At 37.0% G+C, this 24,704-nt stretch carries 22 protein-coding genes and 1 pseudogene; 4 read left to right on the forward strand and 19 right to left on the reverse strand.

From position 1 onward, the window contains the following. The first annotated feature begins 163 nt into the window (after positions 1-163). A complete protein-coding gene (gene helD / locus DM800_RS13155; protein WP_147786960.1) occupies positions 164-2,494 on the forward strand; it encodes an RNA polymerase recycling motor HelD in 2,331 nt (776 codons plus the stop codon). Positions 2,495-2,580: 86 nt separating this feature from the next. Then, positions 2,581-3,144 (forward strand): hypothetical protein, encoded by a 564-nt coding sequence (locus DM800_RS13160; protein WP_147786961.1) that lies wholly within the window; start codon positions 2,581-2,583, stop codon positions 3,142-3,144. Positions 3,145-3,245: 101 nt separating this feature from the next. Here DM800_RS13160 and DM800_RS13165 read toward each other — a convergent pair whose 3' ends face one another. The 4 genes from DM800_RS13165 to DM800_RS13180 form a co-directional block, all read right to left on the reverse strand. Continuing rightward, positions 3,246-4,511, reverse strand: a complete 1,266-nt coding sequence (locus DM800_RS13165; RefSeq protein ID WP_147786962.1) for an FtsW/RodA/SpoVE family cell cycle protein — start codon at positions 4,509-4,511, stop codon at positions 3,246-3,248. A 7-nt stretch (positions 4,512-4,518) separates the two neighbouring features. Beyond that, positions 4,519-4,926, reverse strand: coding sequence for a PadR family transcriptional regulator (locus DM800_RS13170; protein ID WP_088062319.1), 408 nt, complete (start codon positions 4,924-4,926; stop codon positions 4,519-4,521). A gap of 4 nt (positions 4,927-4,930) precedes the next feature. Beyond that, the gene (locus tag DM800_RS13175) at positions 4,931-5,464 is read right to left on the reverse strand and encodes a sigma-70 family RNA polymerase sigma factor (protein ID WP_060489197.1); all 534 of its coding nucleotides are present in this window, start codon (positions 5,462-5,464) and stop codon (positions 4,931-4,933) included. Positions 5,465-5,747: 283 nt separating this feature from the next. Beyond that, entirely contained in the window at positions 5,748-6,158 is a 411-nt protein-coding gene (locus DM800_RS13180; RefSeq protein ID WP_147786963.1) for a DUF2283 domain-containing protein, read from the reverse strand. Positions 6,159-6,296: 138 nt separating this feature from the next. Between DM800_RS13180 and DM800_RS29185 the strand changes: the two genes are divergently transcribed. Further along, complete coding sequence (locus DM800_RS29185; protein WP_000561154.1) at positions 6,297-6,461, forward strand: hypothetical protein; 165 nt, start codon at positions 6,297-6,299, stop codon at positions 6,459-6,461. Between the two features lie 388 nt (positions 6,462-6,849). Here DM800_RS29185 and glpD read toward each other — a convergent pair whose 3' ends face one another. The 12 genes and pseudogenes from glpD to DM800_RS13240 all read right to left on the reverse strand — a co-directional run bounded on the left by glpD (position 6,850) and on the right by DM800_RS13240 (position 18,158). Then, positions 6,850-8,532 (reverse strand): aerobic glycerol-3-phosphate dehydrogenase, encoded by a 1,683-nt coding sequence (gene glpD, locus DM800_RS13185; RefSeq protein WP_000672824.1) that lies wholly within the window; start codon positions 8,530-8,532, stop codon positions 6,850-6,852. 133 nt (positions 8,533-8,665) lie between these two features. Further along, positions 8,666-10,156, reverse strand: coding sequence for a glycerol kinase GlpK (gene glpK / locus DM800_RS13190; protein ID WP_147786964.1), 1,491 nt, complete (start codon positions 10,154-10,156; stop codon positions 8,666-8,668). 12 nt (positions 10,157-10,168) lie between these two features. Next, on the reverse strand, positions 10,169-10,990 hold the full coding sequence (glpF, locus tag DM800_RS13195) for a glycerol uptake facilitator protein GlpF (RefSeq protein WP_088610017.1): 822 nt from the start codon (positions 10,988-10,990) through the stop codon (positions 10,169-10,171). Positions 10,991-11,216: 226 nt separating this feature from the next. After that, positions 11,217-11,777 (reverse strand): glycerol uptake operon antiterminator GlpP, encoded by a 561-nt coding sequence (glpP, locus tag DM800_RS13200; RefSeq protein WP_000394296.1) that lies wholly within the window; start codon positions 11,775-11,777, stop codon positions 11,217-11,219. Positions 11,778-11,865: 88 nt separating this feature from the next. Continuing rightward, positions 11,866-12,039 (reverse strand): annotated as a pseudogene (locus tag DM800_RS13205) (helix-turn-helix domain-containing protein); the annotation flags it as partial. A gap of 86 nt (positions 12,040-12,125) precedes the next feature. Further along, positions 12,126-12,977 carry a DUF2935 domain-containing protein gene (locus DM800_RS13210; protein ID WP_087985653.1) on the reverse strand — a complete coding sequence of 284 codons (852 nt, stop codon included), beginning with the start codon at positions 12,975-12,977 and terminating at the stop codon, positions 12,126-12,128. 214 nt (positions 12,978-13,191) lie between these two features. After that, positions 13,192-13,392, reverse strand: coding sequence for a sporulation YhaL family protein (locus DM800_RS13215; protein ID WP_000449224.1), 201 nt, complete (start codon positions 13,390-13,392; stop codon positions 13,192-13,194). Positions 13,393-13,468: 76 nt separating this feature from the next. Continuing rightward, positions 13,469-14,341, reverse strand: coding sequence for an alpha/beta fold hydrolase (locus DM800_RS13220; protein ID WP_147786966.1), 873 nt, complete (start codon positions 14,339-14,341; stop codon positions 13,469-13,471). Positions 14,342-14,611: 270 nt separating this feature from the next. Then, entirely contained in the window at positions 14,612-14,842 is a 231-nt protein-coding gene (locus DM800_RS13225; RefSeq protein WP_147786967.1) for a Phr family secreted Rap phosphatase inhibitor, read from the reverse strand. Continuing rightward, on the reverse strand, positions 14,842-15,936 hold the full coding sequence (locus tag DM800_RS13230) for a response regulator aspartate phosphatase (RefSeq protein ID WP_147786968.1): 1,095 nt from the start codon (positions 15,934-15,936) through the stop codon (positions 14,842-14,844). The genes DM800_RS13225 and DM800_RS13230 overlap by 1 nt, the downstream gene beginning before the upstream one ends. A gap of 255 nt (positions 15,937-16,191) precedes the next feature. Beyond that, a complete protein-coding gene (locus DM800_RS13235; protein ID WP_147786969.1) occupies positions 16,192-17,169 on the reverse strand; it encodes a ring-cleaving dioxygenase in 978 nt (325 codons plus the stop codon). Positions 17,170-17,213: 44 nt separating this feature from the next. Beyond that, entirely contained in the window at positions 17,214-18,158 is a 945-nt protein-coding gene (locus tag DM800_RS13240) for a ring-cleaving dioxygenase (protein WP_147786970.1), read from the reverse strand. Positions 18,159-18,783: 625 nt separating this feature from the next. Here DM800_RS13240 and DM800_RS13245 point away from each other — a divergent pair. Next, a complete protein-coding gene (locus DM800_RS13245; protein ID WP_000272495.1) occupies positions 18,784-18,963 on the forward strand; it encodes a DUF4177 domain-containing protein in 180 nt (59 codons plus the stop codon). Between the two features lie 350 nt (positions 18,964-19,313). On the opposite strand, the gene yhaM is transcribed toward DM800_RS13245, so the two are convergent. The 3 genes from yhaM to DM800_RS13260 are packed head-to-tail and all read right to left on the reverse strand — an operon-like array spanning position 19,314 to position 24,462. Then, complete coding sequence (gene yhaM / locus DM800_RS13250) at positions 19,314-20,258, reverse strand: 3'-5' exoribonuclease YhaM (protein WP_000726645.1); 945 nt, start codon at positions 20,256-20,258, stop codon at positions 19,314-19,316. Positions 20,259-20,299: 41 nt separating this feature from the next. Next, entirely contained in the window at positions 20,300-23,224 is a 2,925-nt protein-coding gene (locus DM800_RS13255) for an ATP-binding protein (protein ID WP_147786971.1), read from the reverse strand. Continuing rightward, positions 23,221-24,462, reverse strand: a complete 1,242-nt coding sequence (locus tag DM800_RS13260) for a metallophosphoesterase family protein (protein ID WP_147786972.1) — start codon at positions 24,460-24,462, stop codon at positions 23,221-23,223. Before DM800_RS13260 ends, DM800_RS13255 begins: the two co-directional genes overlap by 4 nt. Positions 24,463-24,704: the final 242 nt, after the last annotated feature.

Here is a 24,704-nt window from a genome sequence, read left to right on the forward strand (position 1 = left end):
AAGGTTTATCTTATTATCATTGATTAAATGAAAAAACTATGTTAAATTAGTACAGAAACACGTTTTCAAAAATACACAGAACGTATTTATCCGTATCTTAATTGTACACCAAAACACATCTTCAGTCAACCTCTATTTTTCACTTTTAAAGGAGTGCTTACGTATGAACAAAAAACTTGATTTAGAGCAAAAACGATTGGATACCGTAATAGAAACGATTACGGAGCAAATTGATAAACTGGAAAACGAAACTGGCAGACGTCGGGCAGAAGTAATCAATATTCGTAAACACTTTTGGGATGACGTGAAAGTGAATACTGATACTTTCGATGATTATCTTGAAACAGTTATCAACTTGAGACAACAAGCTCAGTCACTAGCTGTCACACAAATTACCCATAAGCACACCTTTAATCGACTTGCCGCATTAAGACGTATGCATAAAGCACCTTATTTCGGACGAATTGATTTTAAAGAAGAAGGAGAATCTGCTGCGGAGCAAATTTATATTGGCGTAGCTACACTTACTGATGCAAGCGGAGAAAACTTTCTTATATATGACTGGCGCGCACCTATTTCGAGTGTGTACTACGATTATCCACCAGGGCCAGCTGAATACAGTACACCAGGTGGCGTAATCCACGGTAATGTGGAGAAAAAATTACAATACATTATTCAAAATGGCGAGATTGATTCTATGTTCGATACGAGCCTTACAATTGGCGATGAAATCTTGCAACAAGCGCTCGGAAAAGGTACGAACAAACATATGCAAAGCATCGTCGCTACGATTCAGCGCGAGCAAAATGAAATTATCCGTCACGATGAAGGCCGACTCCTTATCGTGCAAGGAGCTGCTGGTAGCGGTAAAACGTCAGCTGCCCTGCAACGAATCGCTTACTTACTATATAAATATCGCGAATGGTTAAAAGCTGATCAAATTATTCTCTTCTCCCCTAACTCTATGTTCAACAGCTACGTATCTAACGTACTACCTGAACTCGGCGAAGAAAATATGCAGCAAGTGACATTCCAAGAATATTTAAACCATAGACTCAGTAAGTCATTTGACGTTGAAGATCCTTATGAGCAATTAGAATATATGTTAACTGAAACGAATAGCCCTACCTATAAAACGAGAAATGCTAGCATTCGCTTTAAAGCATCTACTCAATTTTTCGAAATGATTAGAGCGTACAGACAATCTCTTGAATCTTCAGGTATGCTATTTAGAGGAATGAAATTTAGAGGCAAGTTAATTGCTTCTGCTAAAGAAATTACAGAGCAGTTTTACAATACTGACTCCTCCCTCCGCTTCCATAATCGAATTGAAAAGTTAACGGATTGGCTAAATAAACAAATAGATGCAATTGAAAAAACAGAACTGAAAAAGCCTTGGGTAGAAGAGGAAATTGAATTACTTAGTAAAGATGAATACCAAAAGGCTTATAAATATTTACAGAAAAAGGGCGAGTTTGACGACAACTCCTTTAATGATTTTGAGAAAGAAACGAAAGTACTTGGACGTATGATTGTCCGTAAAAAATTGAAGCCGCTTCGTAAAGGTGTTCAAACATTGCGCTTCATCAACTTCACAGGCATATATAAACAACTCTTCACAGATGCATCATGGGTTGCTGGGGAAAAACCGAAAGAGTGGGATGATATTTGCTCATTAACAGTAAACATGCTTGATGAAGGAAAGCTATATTACGAGGATGCGACTCCATTTTTACTGTTAAAAGAATTAATTGAAGGCTTCCAAACGAATAGATCGATTAAACATGTACTCGTAGACGAAGCACAAGATTATTCACCGTTTCAATTTGAGTTTTTAAAACGTCTCTTCCCTGCTGCAAGAATGACTGTACTCGGAGACTTTAACCAAGCGATATTTGCCCATGCGAGTGAAGCAGTGAATTTCAATACACTTACTAGCTTATACGGACCAGATGAAACGAACGGTATCAACTTAACTCGTAGCTATCGCTCAACAAAACCGATTATTGAATTTACACGTGCTCTCGTACCGGAAGGAGAGAACATTCACGCCTTTGAACGTGACGGTGAGAAACCTACAGTGACGAAAGTATCGAATGACAGCGAACTGCACGAGCATATTACTGCCAAAGTTGCTGAACTACAAAAAGAGCAGCATAATACGATCGCAATTATATGTAAATCTGCAGCTGAAAGCGCCGCTGCCTACGAAGCACTTCGTCATATCGAGAATATTAAACTCGTGAAGAGTAACTCAGCCGAGTATGAGCAAGGCATTGTCGTGATCCCTGCTTATTTAGCAAAAGGTATCGAATTTGATGCTGTTATTATTTACAATACTTCTAAAGATGTATACAGCGACGAGAGCGTTCGTAGATTGTTCTACACTGCTTGCACGCGCGCAATGCATGAACTGCAACTTTATAGCGTTGGCGAGGTTAGTCCTTTTATACTTGGGGCTGATTCGGAGAGTTTTGAGCTTATTACACCTTGATACTAATCAAGGTGTTTCTTTTTTGTGCAGGATTTATACCTTAAAAGTAGAATATATCAGTTTAGAAAAAGCTAAGGAGTGACAAGATGAACCATTATTTTATTGCTATTTATGACGGCGTGTTTCCTACTGAAAAACTACATACCATTTTACAATCTAATCCTACTTTTACCGACCTAAACGTCCGCCCTCTCGAAATCTCATCACCAAGACCTACCACATTATTAGTTGGCGCAGAACACGATGCACTCACAACCGGTCTTACAGATACATACCATTTATTAACGAAAGAGTTACAAAAACTAGAAGAACAAGAAAAGTACTATTACGTATACGATTATAAAATTAGAAAGACTATCGAGAACCCTAGCGAAAAATGTCTTCCACTAGCCACAATCCATATAAGTATTACGCAATTCCATAAAATGATTCAAAAAGTAAAAGACTTAAAACGCCCTGTATTTGCAGGTTATCACATCATTTCTCATGACGCAGACATACTTACACTTGATGTACTTCTATCTTCACCTTTATTAGATCCTAACACTTCCGAAAAAAATGCGGAAGAATACTCCTATTTACAACAACTAGCTGAATCAATCTCTCGTTCTGAATTATGTATTTCTATTAAAGAGAGTGCACTTATTTAAACACGAAAAGAGGGTTATTTATCATAACCCTCTTCTACTATCTATTTACGTTTGTACTTGATCATAATAATGAATACTTTTATAGACAACTTATATAAATATTAAGGTGTTTTTCTCATTCTAAATGAAATATCCTTACGCCGATATACACTCAGCACGATCCCCATTATAAGCGCATGAAATACAGTCGGCGTTAATCCGTAACTAATAAAAGGTAAGGATATAGCAGCAATCGGCAATAATCCTAGTATCATTCCAACATTATAAATGAACTGAAATACAAAAAGAGTCACTCCACCAACAAGCAGCAATTTACCATACCGATCATTTATTTTATAAGAGATGACTATTAATCTTGCTACAAAAAGCGAAAGAACGAAGACAAGAATTAGCGCAAGCCAATACCCATAATAGTAAGTCAAACTTGCAAATACAAAATCAGTATCCGGAGCAGGGATGAATTTTATATCTCCATATGTACCAAACCAACCTGCTGATGACATTACCTCTTTTAATCGTATATACATAAATCCTGCGCCACCTGCATCACTCTCAGGATTTAAATACCCTAAAAGTCTATCTAAGTGGTATCCTGAAGACCATGATACGGATACCTTGATAATAAATAAACAAATAGGTACAACCGTAATAATCAACGACGTGTTCTTTCCTAGCTTACTCCACCAAAGCATAACGAATACCATCGTAATATAGATAAAAATTGACGAAAGGGTGGATACAATCAAAAATAAATACAAAGAAAATAAATATAAAACCACAAGATGTATAATCTTTAACCTACTATTATTAAAAAAAGAAGCCCAAGCTAGAAAAAAGAAAGGCACTGCCATTAGACAGTCAATTGCAATTGGGCCGATTTGTATTAACGGTTCTCCAATCATTGAAGCGTTTGGAAAACAGTATAGCATTAACAGGACAACTACTCCGATTATATAAAACAACCATCCCATTCTCTCTAATTTCCGATAATCAAGTAACATCATCCCAATCGCTGTTATAACACCGAGAATAACAAATATCACCTTATTTATTATTACATCATTCGTATATCCAAAAACTAAAACCGGCAAAAACCCTAACCCCATCGCAGCCACCAATAAAATAAGTAAGAACCAATCAACCTTTGGCTTATGAAGTTTATTAAGTTCTTGCCCTAGTTTAATCGGGCTTCCCATTTGTTCCACAGCTTTATTTTCAGCAACTTCCTCACTTAATCCTTTTTCTATCCACGTGTTCTTCGCTTGTTTTAAGTGAAAGTCTAGTTCCGTTGCTACAAAGCTCTTTGCTTCTTTTGATTTAATATGATTCGTAACCTCGCTTACAAAACGCTCCCCTTTTTTATTCAATTTCTCCTCACTCCTGTACTAAGCCTTTTAATATAAATTGTACCTTCGTAACATTTTTTTCTGCCTTTCGCAGCATCTTTCTTCCTTTATCATTTAATTGATAATATTTTGCCCCTGCATGATCCCAGCTAGATTGAATAAAACGATTCTGTTCTAGACGATGTAATACGGTATATAAAAAACCTTCATTTCCTTCGAATTTTCGAATCCCTCTCCCTCGTAACAGCTGTGACAATTCGTATCCTGTTTTTTCATTACTGAGGAGTTGTAAAATGGCTAAAGAGATGTCCTCTTCCTTTTCGTGTGATGCATTGATTTTTTCGCGCACCCGCTTTCGGTGTTGATCAGAAAAACTCAAATGTTTAAACGTTGTATTCTCCATTGATTTTCGCAGGCCTTTTAATCGATCTTCCATTTGATTATTCCTCCAATCCTTTCTTCAAAAGCTCCTTCGCTTTTTTCAGTCTCGTTTTTATCGTGTTTTCTTTCACGTCTATTACAATAGCAATCTCTTTAATTGATAATTCTTCATAATAAAATAGATAAATAACTTCTCGATATTTTATCGGTAAATTCATTACTGCAGAAGCGAGCTCACGGTCCTCCGCATTTTGAATGACAATTTGTTCGACACTATCATTTTGAACCCCAATATAAGCAGATTCATCCTCTGCCACGATCACCTTTTTGTTATACCAACTCTTTATATAGTCCTTACATTGATTAATCGCAATTCTCCATAACCACGTTTTCACATTCGACTTCCCTTTGTATGTATGAAGAGATTTATAACATTTCACAAATATATCTTGCGTTACATCCTCAGCAACCTCTTTATTATTTACATATGAATACACAAGTTGTAAGACTTCTTGTCCATACTTGTTCATGATTTCATCGATAAGGAGTTCCTTATCTTCTATTTCAAACGCTTCTACCGTTAATTCATCCACATCATTTCCTCCTTCCCATATATTAGACGACGTACTGTATGGAAAAGTTTTATAAATTTATAAAAAAAATCTGTTTGGCAATAATGTTTTTTATAAATCACTTCCTCAGCAACTTACATATAATAAACCGAATAGTCGTTACAATACATTCACCTAAAGAGCGCCTCTCTCCCAAGGCGCTTTTTAAGTTTGCAATAAGGATTTTGTCTTAGTTTTCTATCGTCAAGATTCCCCTCATCGCTAAATGAAAAAGAGAACCCATTCAATCGAGTCCTCTTCCCTCCTAACACTCACTTAAAGAATCTAATATTTCATGGTCATACAAAGATGGCTTGATAATATCAAAACCAATAAATTCTTCATACTTCTTATCTGCAAAATAAAATACAACGTTTTGAAATAACACTTTTTGCAAATGAATATCCTGAGAAATTCTAAATGAGTATATGTATTTATTATCATTTGAAGCTTTCTTTTTATATATTTTACTTCTATTTGTTACTCCTTTTAATTTACGAGCATTTTCTCCAAAAAACTCAATCCCCACTATACGATCAAATTGATCTATATCTACATTCAGTTTTGGATTTTCTTCCAACTCTTCAGTCGATTCAATCTCAATTTCTGAAGTGAATGGAATTACATACAGATATGCCATCTGGATTTCAGGGTCATAAGTAATTAATTTTTTCATGCTGCACCTCATATCCGTATTCATTTGTCTTGTTCCCTATTTTAAAACATAATACAATTGAAATGTAACTTAATAAGCTATAACTAGTAGGTGTGATAATCATCTCTTCCATTTTGAAAAAAGGGGGGAGGTGATAAAATGATCGCGATGTTTGTAATTAAATTAGTGTATGGTATCCTAACCGGAGCTGGCGTTGTCATCGGTAGAAGATACGTCGGTCCGTGGCTAATTTCTGTATACAAAAAAGCGAGAACCACCCTGCTTCGTGGAAAAGGTAAGGGCGGTTCTCGGCTAAAACGTTAATGTAATTGTCTTATAACCGCACCTACTACCACCACAATAGTAAGTTAGGTTACACAAGGCAGAAGTTTCTCAGGCTTCTGTCTTCTTTATTTTATGCAAAATTCATACTATATACTCTATCATCATTGTAACATATTTTATTTATTTTTAGTCAAGGTAACCAAATGATGATTATTATCCAATTTCGTTATCTTAAGATATATTCCCTCCTTATCTAAGGGCAGATTGTATCGTAAGACAAAAAACAAAAGAGTTCAGACTACCTTCTGACGGCAATTCAGCTCCACCTGAATTGTTGGGTTTCACCCGTAACACAAATCAGATGGAGCCTTCTTGCCGAAAAGGATAAAAAACACCTGAAGAGGTTCTCTTCAGGTGTTTCTCTATTTTACGCTAATGCAGCTGCTTGTTCTTGTTGATCTACAGGAATGACAGCGTCTGTTAATGCTTTTTCTAATTCAGCTGTGTATTTCATTTGCTCTTCTTTGCTCCAGCCTAGTTTCGCAGCCATGTAGTTGATTACTGCTTCTTTCCACTCGTATACCCAGTGGATGTTGAAGAACACAGCGCCTCTGCGGCGTACGAAGAAGTCAACTGGTTTTGCTGTCATTTCGTAATCCATTGCGTATACAAGTGGGATTAGAACGTCTAGCGGCATGTTGTATTCTTTCGCTTCGTCTTTATGTTTTTTCGCTAAGTCGAACAGTACGTCAACGTTAGAGCCATAGAATTTCGCAAATTCTTCTGCTTGTGCTTTCGTTAAACCAGATTTCGTACCCTCATCTGCTTTTTTCGCAACGAATGCTGGGAATCCGTGTGAACCACTTACATGTCCACCAGAGATTGGCATATGTTTCGTATCGCTCTTCGGATATGCACTATGACCTTCTTTTTGTAGTAGGTTCGTTACGTAGTCTACTACCATTTCAGCCATTTTACGGTATCCTGTTAATTTACCACCTGCGATTGTAATTAAACCAGATTCAGAAGTCCAAATTTCATCTTTACGAGAAATTTCAGATGCATTCTTACCTTCTTCATAAATTAACGGACGTACACCAGCCCAGCTTGACTCCACATCTTTTTCTGTAATTTTTACACTTGGGAACATGTAGTTAATCGCATTAATGATATATGTGCGATCTTCTGTTGTCATGTGCGGTACAGCTGCGTCTTTATCATAGAACGTATCTGTTGTACCTACGTATGTTTTTCCGCCGCGAGGAATCGCGAACACCATACGTTTATCTGGTGTATCGAAGTAAATAGCTTGCCCTAATGGGAAACGTTTTTGGTCAATTACTAAATGCACACCTTTTGATAACTGAAGTACTTTCCCTTTTTTCGAGTTATCTTTTTCACGAAGTGTATCTACCCAAGGGCCAGCTGCGTTTACAATTTTCTTACCGTACACTTCATACACTTCGCCATCTAGTAAATCGATTACACGTACACCGCATACTTTTCCATCTTTATATAAGAAACTGTCTACTTTTGCGTAGTTAACAGCTTTCGCACCGTGTTCAATTGCTTCTTTCATTACTTCAATTGTAAGACGCGCATCGTCTGTACGATATTCTACGTAGTAACCGCCGCCTTTTAATCCTTCTTTTTTTACAAGAGGCTCTTTGTTTAATGTTTCTTCACGGTTAAACATTTTTCTGCGCTCGCTTCGTTTTACGCCTGCTAAGAAGTCATATACACGAAGACCAATTGATGTACTGAATGATCCGAACGTACCGCCTGTATGGAATGGAAGTAACATCCACTCTGGTGTTGTTACATGGGGACCGTTCTCATATACGATCGCACGCTCTTTCCCCACCTCTGCTACCATTTTCACTTCAAGTTGTTTTAAATAACGTAGACCACCGTGTACAAGCTTCGTTGAACGACTTGATGTACCTGCTGCAAAGTCCTGCATTTCAAACACAATTGTTGATAACCCACGTGTTGCCCCATCTAATGCAATACCAGAACCAGTAATACCTCCACCAATTACGATCACATCTAACTCTTGTTTATTTACTCCGTTTAATACGTCTTTACGTTGTTTACTTGAAAATTTCATGGTAATTCCTCCCTTTGATAACGAAAAAAGAGACCACAAACTCCGCTATAGATTTCGCCTCTATAGCGTGTTGTGGTCTCTCCAAATCTCCTACCGAATTATTAACTTGTCACCATTATAACACTGTTTATGATTATTTGAAAGCTTTTGTTGCTTCAATTGCTTTTTTCCATCCAGAATATAGCTCTTCGCTTGTTTCCGCTTCCATCGTTGGTTCAAAGCGTTTGTCCATATGCCACTGTTCTTTAATTTCATCTTGGTTTTTCCAATATCCAACCGCAAGACCAGCTAAGTACGCTGCACCTAAAGCTGTCGTTTCATTGATTACTGGACGCTCTACAGGAACAGCTAAAATATCACTTTGGAACTTCATTAAGAAGTTATTTTTAACTGCTCCGCCATCAACGCGTAATGTTTTCAGTTCAATACCTGAATCTGCTTCCATTGCGCATAATACATCTTTCGTTTGGTATGCTAAAGATTCTAGTGTTGCACGAATGAAATGCTCTTTCGTCGTACCGCGCGTTACACCAAACATAGCGCCGCGTACTTCACTATCCCAGTACGGTGTACCTAAACCTACGAATGCTGGTACAACGTATACACCATCAGTTGATGCAACGCGAGAAGCATACACTTCACTCTCACTTGCATCTTTAAACATGCGCATTCCGTCACGTAACCATTGAATTGCAGAACCTGCTACGAAAATACTTCCTTCTAATGCGTAGTTTACTTTACCATCTATACCCCATGCAATTGTTGTTAATAGGCCGTGCTCAGAAGCTACTGCTTTTTCTCCTGTGTTCATTAACATGAAGCAACCAGTTCCGTACGTGTTCTTCGCCATACCTTCACCGAAACAAGCTTGTCCAAATAATGCTGCTTGTTGGTCACCAGCTACACCTGCAATCGGTATATTTTGACCGAAGAAGTGATAATCAATTGTTTCTCCATATATTTCAGATGATGGACGTACTTCTGGAAGCATGCTCTTTGGCACTGTTAACATGTCTAGAAGCTCATCATCCCACTGTAAGTCGTGAATGTTAAACATTAATGTACGTGATGCATTTGAGTAATCCGTTACGTGCGCTTTGCCGCCAGACAATTTCCATACAAGCCACGTATCAATTGTTCCGAATAATAGATCGCCGTTTTCTGCTTTTTCTCTTGCACCTTCAACATTATCTAAAATCCATTTTACTTTCGTACCAGAGAAGTATGCGTCAATTAAAAGACCTGTTTTTTCGCGAACCATTTCGCTATAACCTTTTTCTTTTAGCTCATCACAAATTTCAACTGTTTGACGAGATTGCCATACGATTGCGTTGTAAATTGGTTTTCCAGTCGTTTTATCCCATACAACCGCTGTTTCACGTTGGTTCGTAATACCGATACCAGCGATTTGTTCTGGTTTTACATCTGCTTCACTTAAGCAAGTTGCGATAACTGCTAAAATAGATCCCCAAATTTCTTGTGCGTTATGCTCTACCCAGCCTGGCTTTGGAAAATGTTGTGTAAACTCTTTTTGAGCTGAATGAACAATTTCACCTTTTTTATTGAAAAGAATTGCGCGTGAGCTAGTTGTTCCTTGGTCTAAAGAAAGAATATATTTTTTCATAATGGTTTCCCCCTATGCTACTTTTCTACTATTTGTAGTGCTTTCACTTTTTTTACTTGTCATATAAGAGATTGCTAGTACAATCACAGTTGCAATAATCACATAAATAAGTGCTGCATTTTGTTTTCCTTCAAATACAACTTGATGGAATAATCCTGCAAGTGATCCACCTAGAATTGGACCAACTACTGGAATCCATGCATACTTCCAGTTCGAACCGCCTTTTCCTGCAATCGGAAGGAAGAAGTGTGCGATACGCGGACCTAAGTCACGAGCCGGGTTAATCGCGTATCCTGTCGTTCCACCTAATGATAAACCAATACTTACAATTAAGAAACCTACGATAAATGGATTTAAACCATCTGCAAATTTATTTGCTCCAATTGCTAATATACCAAATACTAAAACGAATGTTCCAATCATTTCACTTAAAAGGTTTGCAAATGTGTTCGGAATTGCTGGACCTGTTGCAAATACGCCTAACTTTGTTCCTGGATCTTCTGTTTCTTTCCAGTGTGGTAAGTAATGTAAATATACGATAACTGCCCCGATAATTGCCCCAATCATTTGTGCTGCGATATAACCTGGTACGTCACTCCATGGGAACGCTCCCTTAAATGCTAGTCCTATCGTTAAAGCCGGATTCAAATGTGCCCCACTAATTGATCCAACCGCGTACGCTGCTACCGCTACCGCTAAGCCCCAGCCCATTGTAATGACAATCCATCCAGAATCTTTCGCAAACGATTTCTTTAAACTTACACCAGCACAAACGCCGCCACCAAGTACGATTAACAACGCTGTCCCTATTAATTCCCCTAAAAATGCTGACATAAAATCCCTCCACAATCAATTTAAATGCGTTCAAATGTGATAGAGGTAAAATGAATGGCCATTCGTTTTTTCAAAAGAAAAAGATCCACAGCTTACATGCTTCTATATAAAAATATATAGAAACAATAAAATGTGGATCTCTTCTTTTCTCCGTCACGTTTATTAACTTGTCTATAATGTTAACCTTTCATGAAAGCGGTGTCAACAGAATTTTTTCACATTTTCGTCACTTTTTTTGGTAATGTTTCCATAGCTCTTTTTTTGATGTCGTAATTGCTGTCGCACCAGCACTTAAAGCTCTTTCAACATCTTGCACAGTACGAATGAAACCACCCGCTAAAATCGGGACACCAGTACGCTCTTTCACTTCAGCAATCACATCCGTTAGCGCACCAGGGAGCACCTCTATATAATCCGGCTTCGTCTTTTCTAGCAAATTACAGCTCTTTTCCATCGCGCTAGAATCAATTAAAAAGATGCGTTGAATTGACACGACACCCTTTTGCTTCGCCTTCATAATCACGCTCGCCTTTGTCGACAGTAACCCGTACGGTTTATATTCTTGGCATAAAAACTCCGTCGCATGCCCATCACTTTGTAATCCATGGATCAAATCAACATGTAAAAACACCTTTTTACTATGCTGCTTCGCAAGTGACACAACACTCTTCAATTGACCAACATGAATATCTAAAATAACAATATACTCATATGAACTATGTAATAGCTTTTCCAAATCTTTAATTTGCCTCACTGCCGGCAAAATCTTCTGTTCATGAAATTCCATTCTAAATGTCCCCTTCTTTATGTCATCCTATCCTTTATAGTACACAATTTGAGTAGAAAGAACAGCTAGTGTGGGGAAATTATTTCCTCTATCTATATATTTTCTTCAACTTATCAGAACCCGTGCCACCTATAACCATTAATATGCGGGGTAAAAAATTCATTACATACGGTGCATCTGCTACAAGTGTAATGCTCGCTCCGGCAAACTTATTTAACATCCATACAACGATTTTTGTAATAAATAAAAATACACCCATCATAGTTTCATTTTCATCAAAAAGAAAAGAAGCTAACAATAAATTGTTAACTTCTCAGCTGAAAGTAAAATAGTATCTTTCTTGATCTTCTAATATCTAGGTTGTGATTGAATATTGGTAAGATGAACGTCATACATATCAATGATTTCAAGAAATCTATCAGCTTCACGGAAAACATGGTCTGCTAATAATGGATGAATGATACTCTTTATTTTACATTGCTCAATTAAATCACGTGCTGTTTTCTTAAAATCCCGAAGAGATGCAACCGACACACGATTTTGATCTAAAAATTGATCTAAAAGTGGGACTGTTTGAGATTGTGGTTTCATAGATTCTAAGTCAATTGCTTGATACATCAATTCATCAAAATCATTGCTAAAATTCCGCGCTGTGTCTACAAGCTTTCTTTCCGATGGATCAAGAAGATGACCAATAAATTTAGCATGGTCTGCCATAATCCTTAAAAAGAAAACATTTTCTTTAATAATAGCATCAGGAAGAGCATCTAATTTACCTTCATTTAATTGTATTAAACGTTTTCTAAAATAATCAGCTTCCCTACTTGTATGATCAACTAACAATGGAAAGTTATTTTGTCCTGGCAATTTACATGTGAGAATTAATCCTAAAATTTTTCGTTTAAATCCCCAAATATTAGTTGCGGCTTGTTGTACTTCTGCATTAAATCTTTTTATTTGCTCAGGATCTGTTTCATTTGTATAGGAATGCGCAATTTGTTCGATATGTTCAAACAATCGATAAAATTGATTAGCCTCTTCGATTAGTTGAGTGTCCTCACATCTAAACCCTAAGCGAAGAAAAAAAGAATGCTCCTTCATGATTCTAGACCAAAAACGAATTTCATTTAATGAACGCTCAACAAACATTACAGACGTAACACCTGTATCAGGATGTAATGATGTTTCATCCCTATGCATTGTTAATCCCCCCCAGTAAATACTGCGCTAGTTCCATTCTTATGAGTAAAAAAATATATAAATACCATCAATAAAAGTTCATGATGAATATTGTATACATGTAAAATTCAACTTGTATAAGCTTTGCTTGATGAACATATACTGCTCCTCCAGCAAAAAAAGGCTACCAGCTAGATGTAAAGTTCTACTAGTTGGTAGCCTTTCAAAATTTCTATTAAAGCAATACCGAATCCTTATCAGTATCCTGATTCCGTTTCTCTCGCTCTTCTTCTAAACGCTTCATATACACTTCGCCTTCTTTTTCGATAAACTCATTATCCATATCTTGCTCTTTTTTTGAAGTATATAAAACCATGTAGCCACTTAATACGATTCCAACAATTACAAGATACACCCACCATGGTAAAGTTTCCACGCAACTTCATTCCTTTCCTTAGACAAGCCTTATTAGTTTCACTGTATGAGGAAAGAAGTTGATTTATGCTTAAAATTTATTGTGGATTCTTCGCGAAGAACGCTTGTACATATTCCATAAACTCTATTGGTTCCTGGCGAAACGGTGCATGGTATCCTTTTTCAATGATATGGAACGTACTATTCGCAAATAGCTCATGATACAGTTCACCATTTTTCCAAGAAACGCTCTTATCGTGTCGTCCCCATATAATTAAAGTCGGCACCTTAATTTTATCGGCCTCCATCGCGATGCGGCGCTCTCTCATTTTCGTAAGCTGATCATAATGCTCTTTATCGTCGCGACTATTTTTCACTGCATTTTTATTATAATCTGTAATCTCTGTTACAGTTTGTAAATCCGTTGATAGCGGCGGCACTTCATAGCTTTCTTTTTGCTGGAAAGACTCGATCCCTGTAGAATCCACTAAAACGAGATGCGTTACTGCATCCGGATATAAATACGCTAAATTTAGAGACATCTCTCCGCCCATCGAATGACCAAGTACTGCGAATTGATTGTATCCGAGTTTCTTCATTAACTTATAATATAAATTCACTTGCGCAGGAAACGAATACTGAAAATCAACCGGCTTCGAAGAACGTCCAAATCCTAAAATATCAACCGCTATAATCGTGTGATCTCGTGCAAGTTCCGGATAAATATCACTAAACCCATCAGATGAACCACCAAACCCGTGAAGCATAAGTAAAGGTGGCTTGCCCTCACCAATTTGCTTAAAATAAATCGTCTGTCCATCAATTTGCGCCATACTCTCTTTCGTATTCAGCTTCATCATAACAGTATTTTTCACTTCTCCAACTTTCGCAATCGGCTTATCAACGAAGTTACATACGATTAACAAAACGAGCACAATACCGCTAATAAAATAAAATTTAAACCGTTTCAAAATTCCCGTCTCCTTTCTCTTGTTGCTATTTAAAGTTTTTACATTATTTGGTTGTTTTATGATTATTTTTAATTGTAACTAACTTAGTTACAATTATATTAAAAAAATATTACTCACTTCTATTAGTGATGGTTATTTTGTAACTATTATAGTTACATATTTAAAGTAAGTCAATTCTTTTCTCTACATGCTTAAAGTAAGTCAATTCTTTTCTCTACATGGCCTAATAACAAAGAAAAGGACTTCCTGTTGAAGTCCTTTTCTTTGTTATTATAGTTGGCTTACTCCGCCGTCTCCTCTATTATCTGCTGGTGCTTCTCCATCTCCTTTATTGAAGTTGGCTGGTGCTCCTCCTGTATCTCCTATATTAACGTAGTCTGGTTTTGCTGGTGCTGGAACATCACCGTGCTCCGCTTGTTGTACAAAAGAACTATTTAAACCGACAGATACAATACCAACTAACACTATACCAGTTACAGTCATACCTATTTTTTTAAACATTATTTTAATGCTCCTCTCTCTATCTTCTTCTCTTTTGCCTGTAATGCTTTGTAAAAATAATCACTTGCTTTCATGTAATTAGCATCCTCACGAAACTTTATTGCAAGTTTTTCCACATATTCCTGAGTGTAACTATATAAAGATTCTTTATCAAAATAAGTAATTCCTTTAAGGATAATCTGCTCTAATTCTTTAATAGGAACATTACCATTTACTGCTTTTAAAATACTAAAATGATGTATATACTCTTCATTTTCTAACTCCATACAAATATTTAATCCTCTATCAATTAATTCTTCAGCAATGTTTGTTTCTCCCAGTTTAAAATGTTCCCTAGCTTGTAGGAAAATCGCTTTGAAATGTGCTGGGAATTTCTCTGTTACTTCCGAAAGATGTCGAATAGCTAGTGCAGAAAGGTTTTGACTTGCGTATAGCCATCCTAAATTATGACGTACCCTTAAAAGCAATATAGCGTTATCCTGTTTTTGTAGAATATCTATCGCTGAATTTAGACACTCTTCTGCTTGTTCATATTGCTTTATTTGTATGGCAGTTAGTCCTAAAAGATTTTGAGATAAAGCAATATTCATATCTTGTCCTGCTTGTTTTGAAAAAATTTCTTTAGCTTTATTTACATATTTTATTGTATTCATTGGTTGCCTTGTATTGTAGAAAAATGCAGAAAGACGATAACAGAATTCCCCATATTCTAATTCATCAGGAATATATTTTATTAGTGTTTTGGCCTTCTCATAACATCTATTTGCATCATTGTAATTTGATATTAGAGTTGCATGCATTGCCTTAAAAAAATAATAGTAATATGACAAACGATTTTCAGACGTTTTATAAATTTCATCAATTTTATCAAAACTATTTTTAGTAATTTGTAAGCCATCCGCCAGCACTTTATATCTAAAATCTAATAAAGAGTAATATAGCCATAAATCCCCATCCTCTTTTACATTAGAAAACTCACTCTCAATATCTTCCTTCATTTCCCTAGCTTTCTCTATATTTTGCTGCAACATTACACGATGCCAATCATCTAAAGAATGTTTCATTTGCTCCCTTGTTACTACATCTGCTCCCATACACTCGCATCCCCTTTTCTTCAAACTTACAAAATTAGGATATTTATACAATTATCAAAATTGTATATTATCACCTCTTTTCTATGTATTGAAAATAATTGTCAGAAAATTTATAATTTAAGTGGATTATACCAAATATTTCTATTTTAAAAACTTGAGAAACATTTTTCAGAAAATTTTATAGCCCAAATAAAAAAGCAAGCAATTCCAGCGATCCGCTAAAACTACTTGCTCTCCTACTTACTATCTCTATTGTTACTCTTTAATAAATTCCTTCGTACTTCTTACTGTATCAATCGGACGAACTAATTTTTCGATTTCTTCACGTTTTGGCTCTAGGAACGGAGGTAAAGATAATTTCTCGCCAAGTGTTTCGTATGGCTCATCTCCCATAAATCCTGGGCCGTCTGTTGCGAATTCAAATAAAATTTGTGGTGCAACTCTTGCGTATAATGACTCGAAGAAGTGACGATTTACATAGCCAGATGAAGGAAGCCCTACGCTACTGATTCTCTCAATCCACTCTTCTAATACAGCGCGATCTTCTACGCGGAATGCAGCATGGTGCACTGTACCAAAACCTTGTTGTGCTTCAGGAAGAACCGTATTATGTTCTACAATGACAGAAGCACCGTTTCCACCTTCGTTTACTTCAAATAAATAGAATTCTCCTTCTTGAGCAATCTCTTTAAATAATAGAACTTTTTCTAACACTTCTTTAAAGAAACTAAAGTTTGAAATGCGGATAAATACAGGGCCTAAGCCAGTAATTGCATATTCTAATGGAACTGGACCGTTTTGCCATGGTGTACCTGATTCTATCCCGTTATCTAATTCATCTGAGATTAATTGATAGTGTTGATCATCAAAGTCAACGAAAGAAAGAGTTTTCTTACCAAATTGCTCTTTAATGCCTGTATGTTCCACTTCAAGACGGTCAAAGCGTTTCACCCAATACGCTAACGCTGCGTCAGTTGGAACACGGAATGAAGTTTTTGAAATTTCATTTGTACCGTGTACTCCTTTTGGAACACCTGGGAAGTCAAAGAATGTCATATCTGTTCCTGCACTACCTTTATCATCTGCAAAGAATAAATGGTACGTTTGAATATCATCTTGGTTTACTGTTTTTTTAACTAAACGCATTCCTAAAACGTGAGTGAAAAACTCATAGTTCTTTTCTGCACTACTTGTAATTGCTGTAACGTGGTGAATTCCTTTTAATTGGTTCATTTTATATTCCTCCAATGGTTTTTAAATTTATATTTTCTCTTCTATTATTTCTCTTCAATAGGTGCTAATTTCGCTTCAATTTCTGCTCGCTGATCTTCTAAGAACGGCGGTAAATCAAGTTTTTCTCCTAAATGTTCTACATCGCCATCAACTGTAAATCCTGGTCCATCTGTCGCAATTTCAAATAGGATTCCGTTTGATTCACGGAAATATAAGCTTTTAAAGTAGAAACGGTCGATAATGCCTGAAGAATGGAAACCTTTTTGTATTACCTGTTCTTCCCAGTAAGCAAGCTTTGCATCGTTCTTTACACGAATTGCTAAATGATGAATGCTACCGCGGCCTGGCTTTTCAGTAGGACCATCTAAATATTTCACAACGATTTCTCCGAAGGCTTCTCCTTTAATAGACTGGAAAATCGCTTCTTCGTCGCTTCGGCTAACTTCTGTATAACCAAATATATCTGTTAATGTATTCGCCAGTTTATCAAGTCTACGCACTGTCATTTCTACAGAACCCATTCCTTGAATTTGATGCTTTGCAGGAACTTCGGATTTCTCCCACGTTTCCCAGTGCTCCACTTTTTCTCCGTTTGAAACTAGTAGTACGAGACGAAGGCCTTCAGCATCCTCAAATTGCAAAGCAGAACGATTTGCATATGTTGTCATTTCACTATGTTTCACATCAAATTTCTCAAATCGTTCTTTCCAGTAATGTAAACTTTCCTCTGATGGAACGAGTAATCCGATTCGCGTAATTGCATTCGTACCACGGTACGTTTTTCCTACTAAAGGCATTTCAAAAAATGATAATTCTGTGCCTGGACTTCCTGTTTTATCTCCGTAAAATAAGTGATACATAGACGGATCATCTTGGTTTACCGTCATTTTCACACGGCGTAAACCAAGCACGTTTTTATAAAAATGGTTATTCTCACTCGCGTTTTTTGTAACCATTGAAATGTGATGATGCCCTTTAATTTCATACATTGATAATTCCTCCGTTTCATTTTACTAGTCAAGTGATACCTAAAAAATAATATGCTTCTTAGCTTTTCAATTTATTCTCATTATATTTTTGTAAATTCATCTTAGTTTTTACTGAATAAGTTACTTCGTTTTTTTAATCGAAAGCAACTGAGTATATGTTTTTCATATGACTCAATCACTTTCGTTACTATCACTTTACAACTCAAGTGATTAAAAAGCAAGTTATTTATCTCAAATTCGAGATATTTTTTTATTGCATAAAATTTTGGACTAAAAACACAAGAAATTCTTGGTTTGGAGACATTATAAAATTCATAAGTTGATGGATGTGGGATATCGCCAGTATTAAAAAACACGCTAAGAGTATGCAAGATTTTATACAGTTTTTCAACTAATTCAGTAACAAACAGAAATCTTAAAATCCCCTTCAGGATAGGAATGTATAAAAAAATGTATAGATCCATAGAACGTAAAAAGGAGGTTCCCTTGTGAAAGCAGGGTTCCTCCTTGTCCTTGCTACCGATAATGAGACGTTATATTAACTGAATGCGAATACCATATACATCTAAAAATCATAACAAATCGATTCTCCGAAATGGTACAATTAGGAAAAGGGGGAAAGGATATGTACGATTACAAATTCGTGAAAGTCGAAGTTAATAACTGGAAAGGGGAACCTAAAGAAGATTATAAGCGTATTATTGCCGAACATGCTGAAGACGGTTGGAAATTTGTTCAAATCTTTGCACCATCAATCGCAGGATACGCGCAATATTTTGAGATTATCTTCGAACGAATTAAATAACCCCTTTCGAGAACGAGAGGGATTTGCTTTGAATAACATACAAAAAGAACTGAAATATTTGGGAATCTAATTGTTCTCAATTTAACTTATAAGACAAATAAGCTAATATTAATCAACTTCCACTAACGAGAATTATGTAACTAAGCTGCCCATATGGACAGCTTATTGTATTTTTTCTGAAATGCTGGCGTTACTCAACTAAAAAGTTGATATGCTCCCATTCTAGTGGCAAGATATGTTTTATTAGCTCTTCGTTACACCCATGCATACTTCTTAACTATTTCATTTTTAATAAAGAAAACAGCCTCACTAAGTTTTTTACACTTAATGAGGCCATTTGATTCGCATTATTAATTATGGAACGTCGGTTTATAGAACGAACGATTATCAAGTGCAAAGACACGCTCTGTGTATTCGCCTGGTTTTGTGCGTCCTAATGCGCGATCCATCATGTTCATTTTTGCATCTAAGTTATCGATGTAGTGCAGAATTTCTGCTTCTTTTACTAACGGTGGTTTTGGGCTACCCCATTCTGCTTTTCCGTGGTGAGAAAGAACGATGTGTTGAAGAATTAATACTTCTTCTGCATCGATTTGTAGCTCGTCTGCAGCTTTACCAATTTCGTTCACCATAATAGAAATGTGGCCTAGTAAATTCCCCTCTAACGTATAAGTTGTAGAGATTGGGCCAGATAGCTCAATTACTTTACCAAGGTCGTGTAAAATAACGCCCGCATATAGTAAGTCTTTATCTAACGATGGGTATAAAGCCGCAATAGCTTTCGCTAAATCAAGCATCGATACGACGTGATAAGCTAGTCCAGATACGAACTCGTGATGGTTCTTTGTCGCTGCTGGATATTCTAAAAATTCGTTTTGATGCTTATTTAACAAATGCCTTGTTAGACGCTGAATGTTCGGGTTTCTCATTTCAAATATGTATTGCGTAATTTTTTCAACCATATCTTCTTTTTTCACTGGTGCTTTTTCTACGAAATCCGAGATATCTGTTACTTCATTTTCATTCGCAACTCGGATTTGTTTCACACGTAATTGAATACGTCCTTTGTAATTTAAAATATCACCAGCTACTTTAACGATTGTTTCCGCTACATATTGTTTCTCAACTTCTGGTGATACGTCCCATAGCTTCGCTTCAATATCTCCACTTGGATCTTGTAAGATTACTGTTAAAAATGGTTTGCCATTGCTTGCTAAACCTTTTGTCGCTGTTTTAATTAACAAGAAAACATCGACTTGTTCACCAACTTCATATTCTGCAATTTTCTTTTTCATTCGAATTCCTCCACCATATCAATTACTTTTAGTATAGCACACTACAACTCATTTTCTTTACGCTTACGCACTAATTTTATAATCTGTTTTTCTGTAAAATACGTTAGTAAATGCGCATGACATGTAAAGAAGATGACTTGTCTATCTTTGGCAATTTCCTTTATTAGTTCAATCGTACGATTCGTCCTTACCGCATCAAAATGTACAAAACTATCATCAATAATAAATGGATAATCATGCTCAAACGTTTTCGCTAACGCAAATCGTAACGATAAATATAACTGCTCTGCTGTCGCTTGGCTTAGTTCATGACTGTAAAAACGCATACCGTCGTTACGCTCAACGATGAACGGTTCTGCCTCTGACGGTGAAAAGATTTTACTATATCGTCCGCCTGTTAAATAGACGAAATACTCTTCTGATTTTTGTAAAATACGCGGAAGATGTACTTCATGATAATATTGCTTCGTTTTCGTTAATACTGTCTTTGCGGCCGCATAAGCAGCCCACTTCTTCACTTGTTCACGCACTTGCGCTTTTTTCATTTCCCATTCGTGCAGTAAATCACCGTACGTACTACCTTCTTCTAAATTCGCGATTTCCATACGATGTTTCGCAATACGCTCTGTCAGTTCTTTCTCTTTCATAAGACAATTTTGCGCAGCTGTCATTTCTTGCTTTAATTTTTCATCATAACCGTCAGCCTCATAATGTTCAGCTAATGATAAACTCGTTAAACGCTGTTCTAACAGATCAATTTGCGGTAATAAACGCCCGACTTGCTGCTCAGCATCTTCACGTTTTTCTGCCAGTTTACCTGCTTTTAAAAACATCTCTTCATCTGTAGAATGTGCGATATGCCATAAACTATCTCGTTCTACTAACAGTTGTTTCAATTGCTCTTGCATGAACTCATATTCTTCTTGCCATTCCACAAGCTTCTCTTTTAACTGCTTACAAGTTTGGCGCTTTTCTTTCTCATTTTGCATACAGCTTTGCGCCTCGTGCAGCTTACTATATTCCGCACTACCGATAACAGTTTCTAGTTTATGTTCAAATTGCGAAATCATTTCATATAATGAAGATTTCCGCTCACTTTGTTTCTCTAACTCGCGATATAATTGCTGCATTTTTTCTATACGCTCAAACGCCGGCAATATGTGTGCATACGTATAAAATTCAGGGAACATATAGCGCATTTTATACACATTTACTTGCTCGCTAATGCGGAACGTTTCTCTCTCCCATTCCTCATACGATGAAACGACTTTATCATAAGCTCGCTCCATTTGCTGTAACTTATACGACTCACGCTCAAATAATTTACGTATCTCTTCATCTTTTTCTAATTGATAACGAACTGACATTGCTTCTTCACTTTGTCTCCCACCAGCACTTTGCTGAAGAGTAAGAAGCTCTTCTTGTAATCCACTTGACGGATCTTTATATAAAACGAGGGCAAGAACAATCCCTACAAAAACAATGACACTAATAAATAAGAGCGGGCGGTTGTCTATAAATAAGCTTGTGAATAAAACGACTGTGTTAATAAGAAGTAACAGAAGACAAACTCTTTGCCACTGTTTTTTCTTTTGCACTGCCGCTCCTGCCTTCTCTTCATACTTGCGCTTCATTCTCTCTGCGCCCATACCGATAAACGCCGCATCTTGGAATGACTTTTCTTTCTCAACTAGCGTATTTCGTTCTTCATCCGCTAACATTTGGTGCTTAACCTGTCTTATGTTTTCTTCTTGTTCTTCTAATTGCTCCTGCGCTACTTTGAAACGATCGTCAAGCTGTACTTTTTGCGTTTCTAGTTCGCGCGCCTTTTGCACCGTTTGCGTAATTAACTCTTTCGTTGCCAAACTCATATCAAACGAAAGAACTGTTTCTTTTTCAAAAGTAGCACCAATTTGTTGCTCTAATTCTGTCAGTTCTTCTTTTATATTCGTAATCGTTCCTGTTATATCACGCATTTCTTGGCGTGCATTTTCGTAAGACATATGCTGCATACGAAGTTCTTCTACATAACTTTCTTTTTGTAAAAACTCTTCATCTATTTGAATCGATTCAATTTCCGTTTGCACATTCTCTATTTTCTTATGGAGCGAATCAACTTGTAATTGGAGCGGCTCCATCTTCGCCTTAATCGCTTCATAGCGCGCCATCCCGTTTACAGGAAATTGTCCGCCCTCGTTTTCTAACACTTTCTCATGCGCACGCTTTTCAATAACGAGAGGCTCAAGCACAGCTAATATTTCATAATCTTGCTTTCGCTTTTCTGCACTCTCTTTTTCCACGCGAACAAAAGCTAGCTGCTCTTCACTTTCTTTTAACTGCTCCACTTGCTTTTCATACATGCCAATTTTCCCTTGCCAATCTTTCATCTTCTCTTCAAGCTTCTTCATCTCTTGTAGTGACACATTAATTTCTGGTTTACGCCCACTCGGCTTAAAACGCTGATCCATTTCTTTCTCTAGCTTTTTATCTAGCTGTAATAACGCATCGCTTCCGACTGCACTTGCCGAAAATAAATAATTTCCGATATCCGCTTCGCCTAGCTGATGAATATTTTGAAGACCGTGCATATCAAATGAAAAGACAGATTCAAATAAACTTTCATTCATCCCGCTTAATATATCGTGTAAAATTTCCTCGCCGCCCGTTTTCCCGTCTTCAAAATAAACGGTCACCTCGCCAGCTGCCGTCTTTGGCAATCGTTCAATTTTCAAACGACCGTACTTCTCTGTTTGCACAGTCATCGCACCGCCATACTTGCCGCCTTCTTTCGGCTCATAACGGCGCTGTCCTCTCGTCGGAAAACCGAATAAAATACTTTTCATAAATGAGCGAATTGTCGATTTCCCCGCTTCATTTTCACCGTATAACACTGTCAGCATTGACAGATCCATTTCCACATTTTCTAATTTTCCGTACCCATAAATATGGAGTTTTTCAATTCTCATTTCTTATCCCTCTCTTGCTGGAATAATTGCTCTAAAATAATATTTTCTGCTTCCTTTTGAATCTCTTTCTTCTCTTCTTCTGTAAAAGATTCAATACTATTACGCGCTACAGGAGATGTCCAAATACTGCGCAATACGCCGTCCATATTGGTGAAAACTTCTAACTCTTTCAGCACACTACCGACGAAATGATTTTCCTCTTTCAAACGCTCGATTTCCGCAAAAGAAACCGTCTCATTTTTCCACTTCATCGCATATACGAAGTCTTTTCGCTCTTCGCCAGCTGCTAAAATATGAAAGATCTCTTCCACACGCTTTTCATCACGTAAATAAGGAGAAAGTGGGCCTTGTCCTGTAAATACGACAGTAAGTAGCGTCCCTTCCTCTTCTCTTCGGCACTCATTCATCGCACTCGATGCGCTCGTCATAAGTTCATCAACAGTTTCAAGTCCATCAATATTCACTTCTATCTCGTCCCACACAACATCCGCCGTATGGAAAAATGAACAGTGCGTTCCTTGTTTCGTAAGTTCAATAAGGTACGCGCCCTTCTCTCCTGTTTCCTTACGATGACGTCCTTGTATATTACCTGGATAAATAATGCACGGCTCTTCTGATAAAATTTCACGTTTGTGTATATGACCAAGAGCCCAATAATCAAACTGCTTTTCTTTCAGCTCACGAATTTGAAACGGTGCATAGCGATTATGCTCTGCATCTCCTTCCACACTTCCGTGAAGCATACCAATATGAAAAGGCGCATCACTCATTTTCGTAAACTGCGCTGTCATATTATCCGTTACCGCTTGCTGCAAATAACTAAACCCGTAAATAGAAGCTAACAACTCACCATTTTTATAAAATGATTTCTCTTCTACATAAGGCTCCGTAAACACATGAACATTTTCCGGAAACTCAATTGCTGCCCAGCTTCCCCCTAAATGATCGTGGTTACCGTGAATAATAAAAACAGGGATATCATACTGCGACAGTCTCTTCATTTGCTCGCGCACAAACACTTGCGCTCTCAAACTTCTCGTCTCCGCATCATACAAATCCCCGGCTAGTAATACGAAATCAACGCGCTCTTGAATCGCTTTATCAACAATACGCTCGAACGATTCAAACGTACTCTGCTTCATTCTCTCCCAAACAGGCTGTGGTACATTCATCCCCATCCCTTTAAACGGACTATCTAAATGCAAATCAGCCGCATGTATAAACTTCACTTGTTTCACAAATAACGATCCTTTCTATATTTCAAAAGTTTCATTTTATCCGCATGAACACAAACACTACATGCTCAATTGGTGAAAACTAGTAATAAGCAGGAAATAAAAAACTCCCCACTGATTAAAGTTTCACTTTACCCCGTATTAACGGGCAGTAGGCAAAGAAGCCAATCTGAAAGTAAACTGCCCATAAATACCCGATTGGTTCAACTAATAACTAGTGGGGATGAAAAGACTCCCCACTAGTT

Source organism: Bacillus sp. AY18-3 (assembly GCF_008042305.1).
Classification (GTDB): domain Bacteria; phylum Bacillota; class Bacilli; order Bacillales; family Bacillaceae_G; genus Bacillus_A; species Bacillus_A wiedmannii.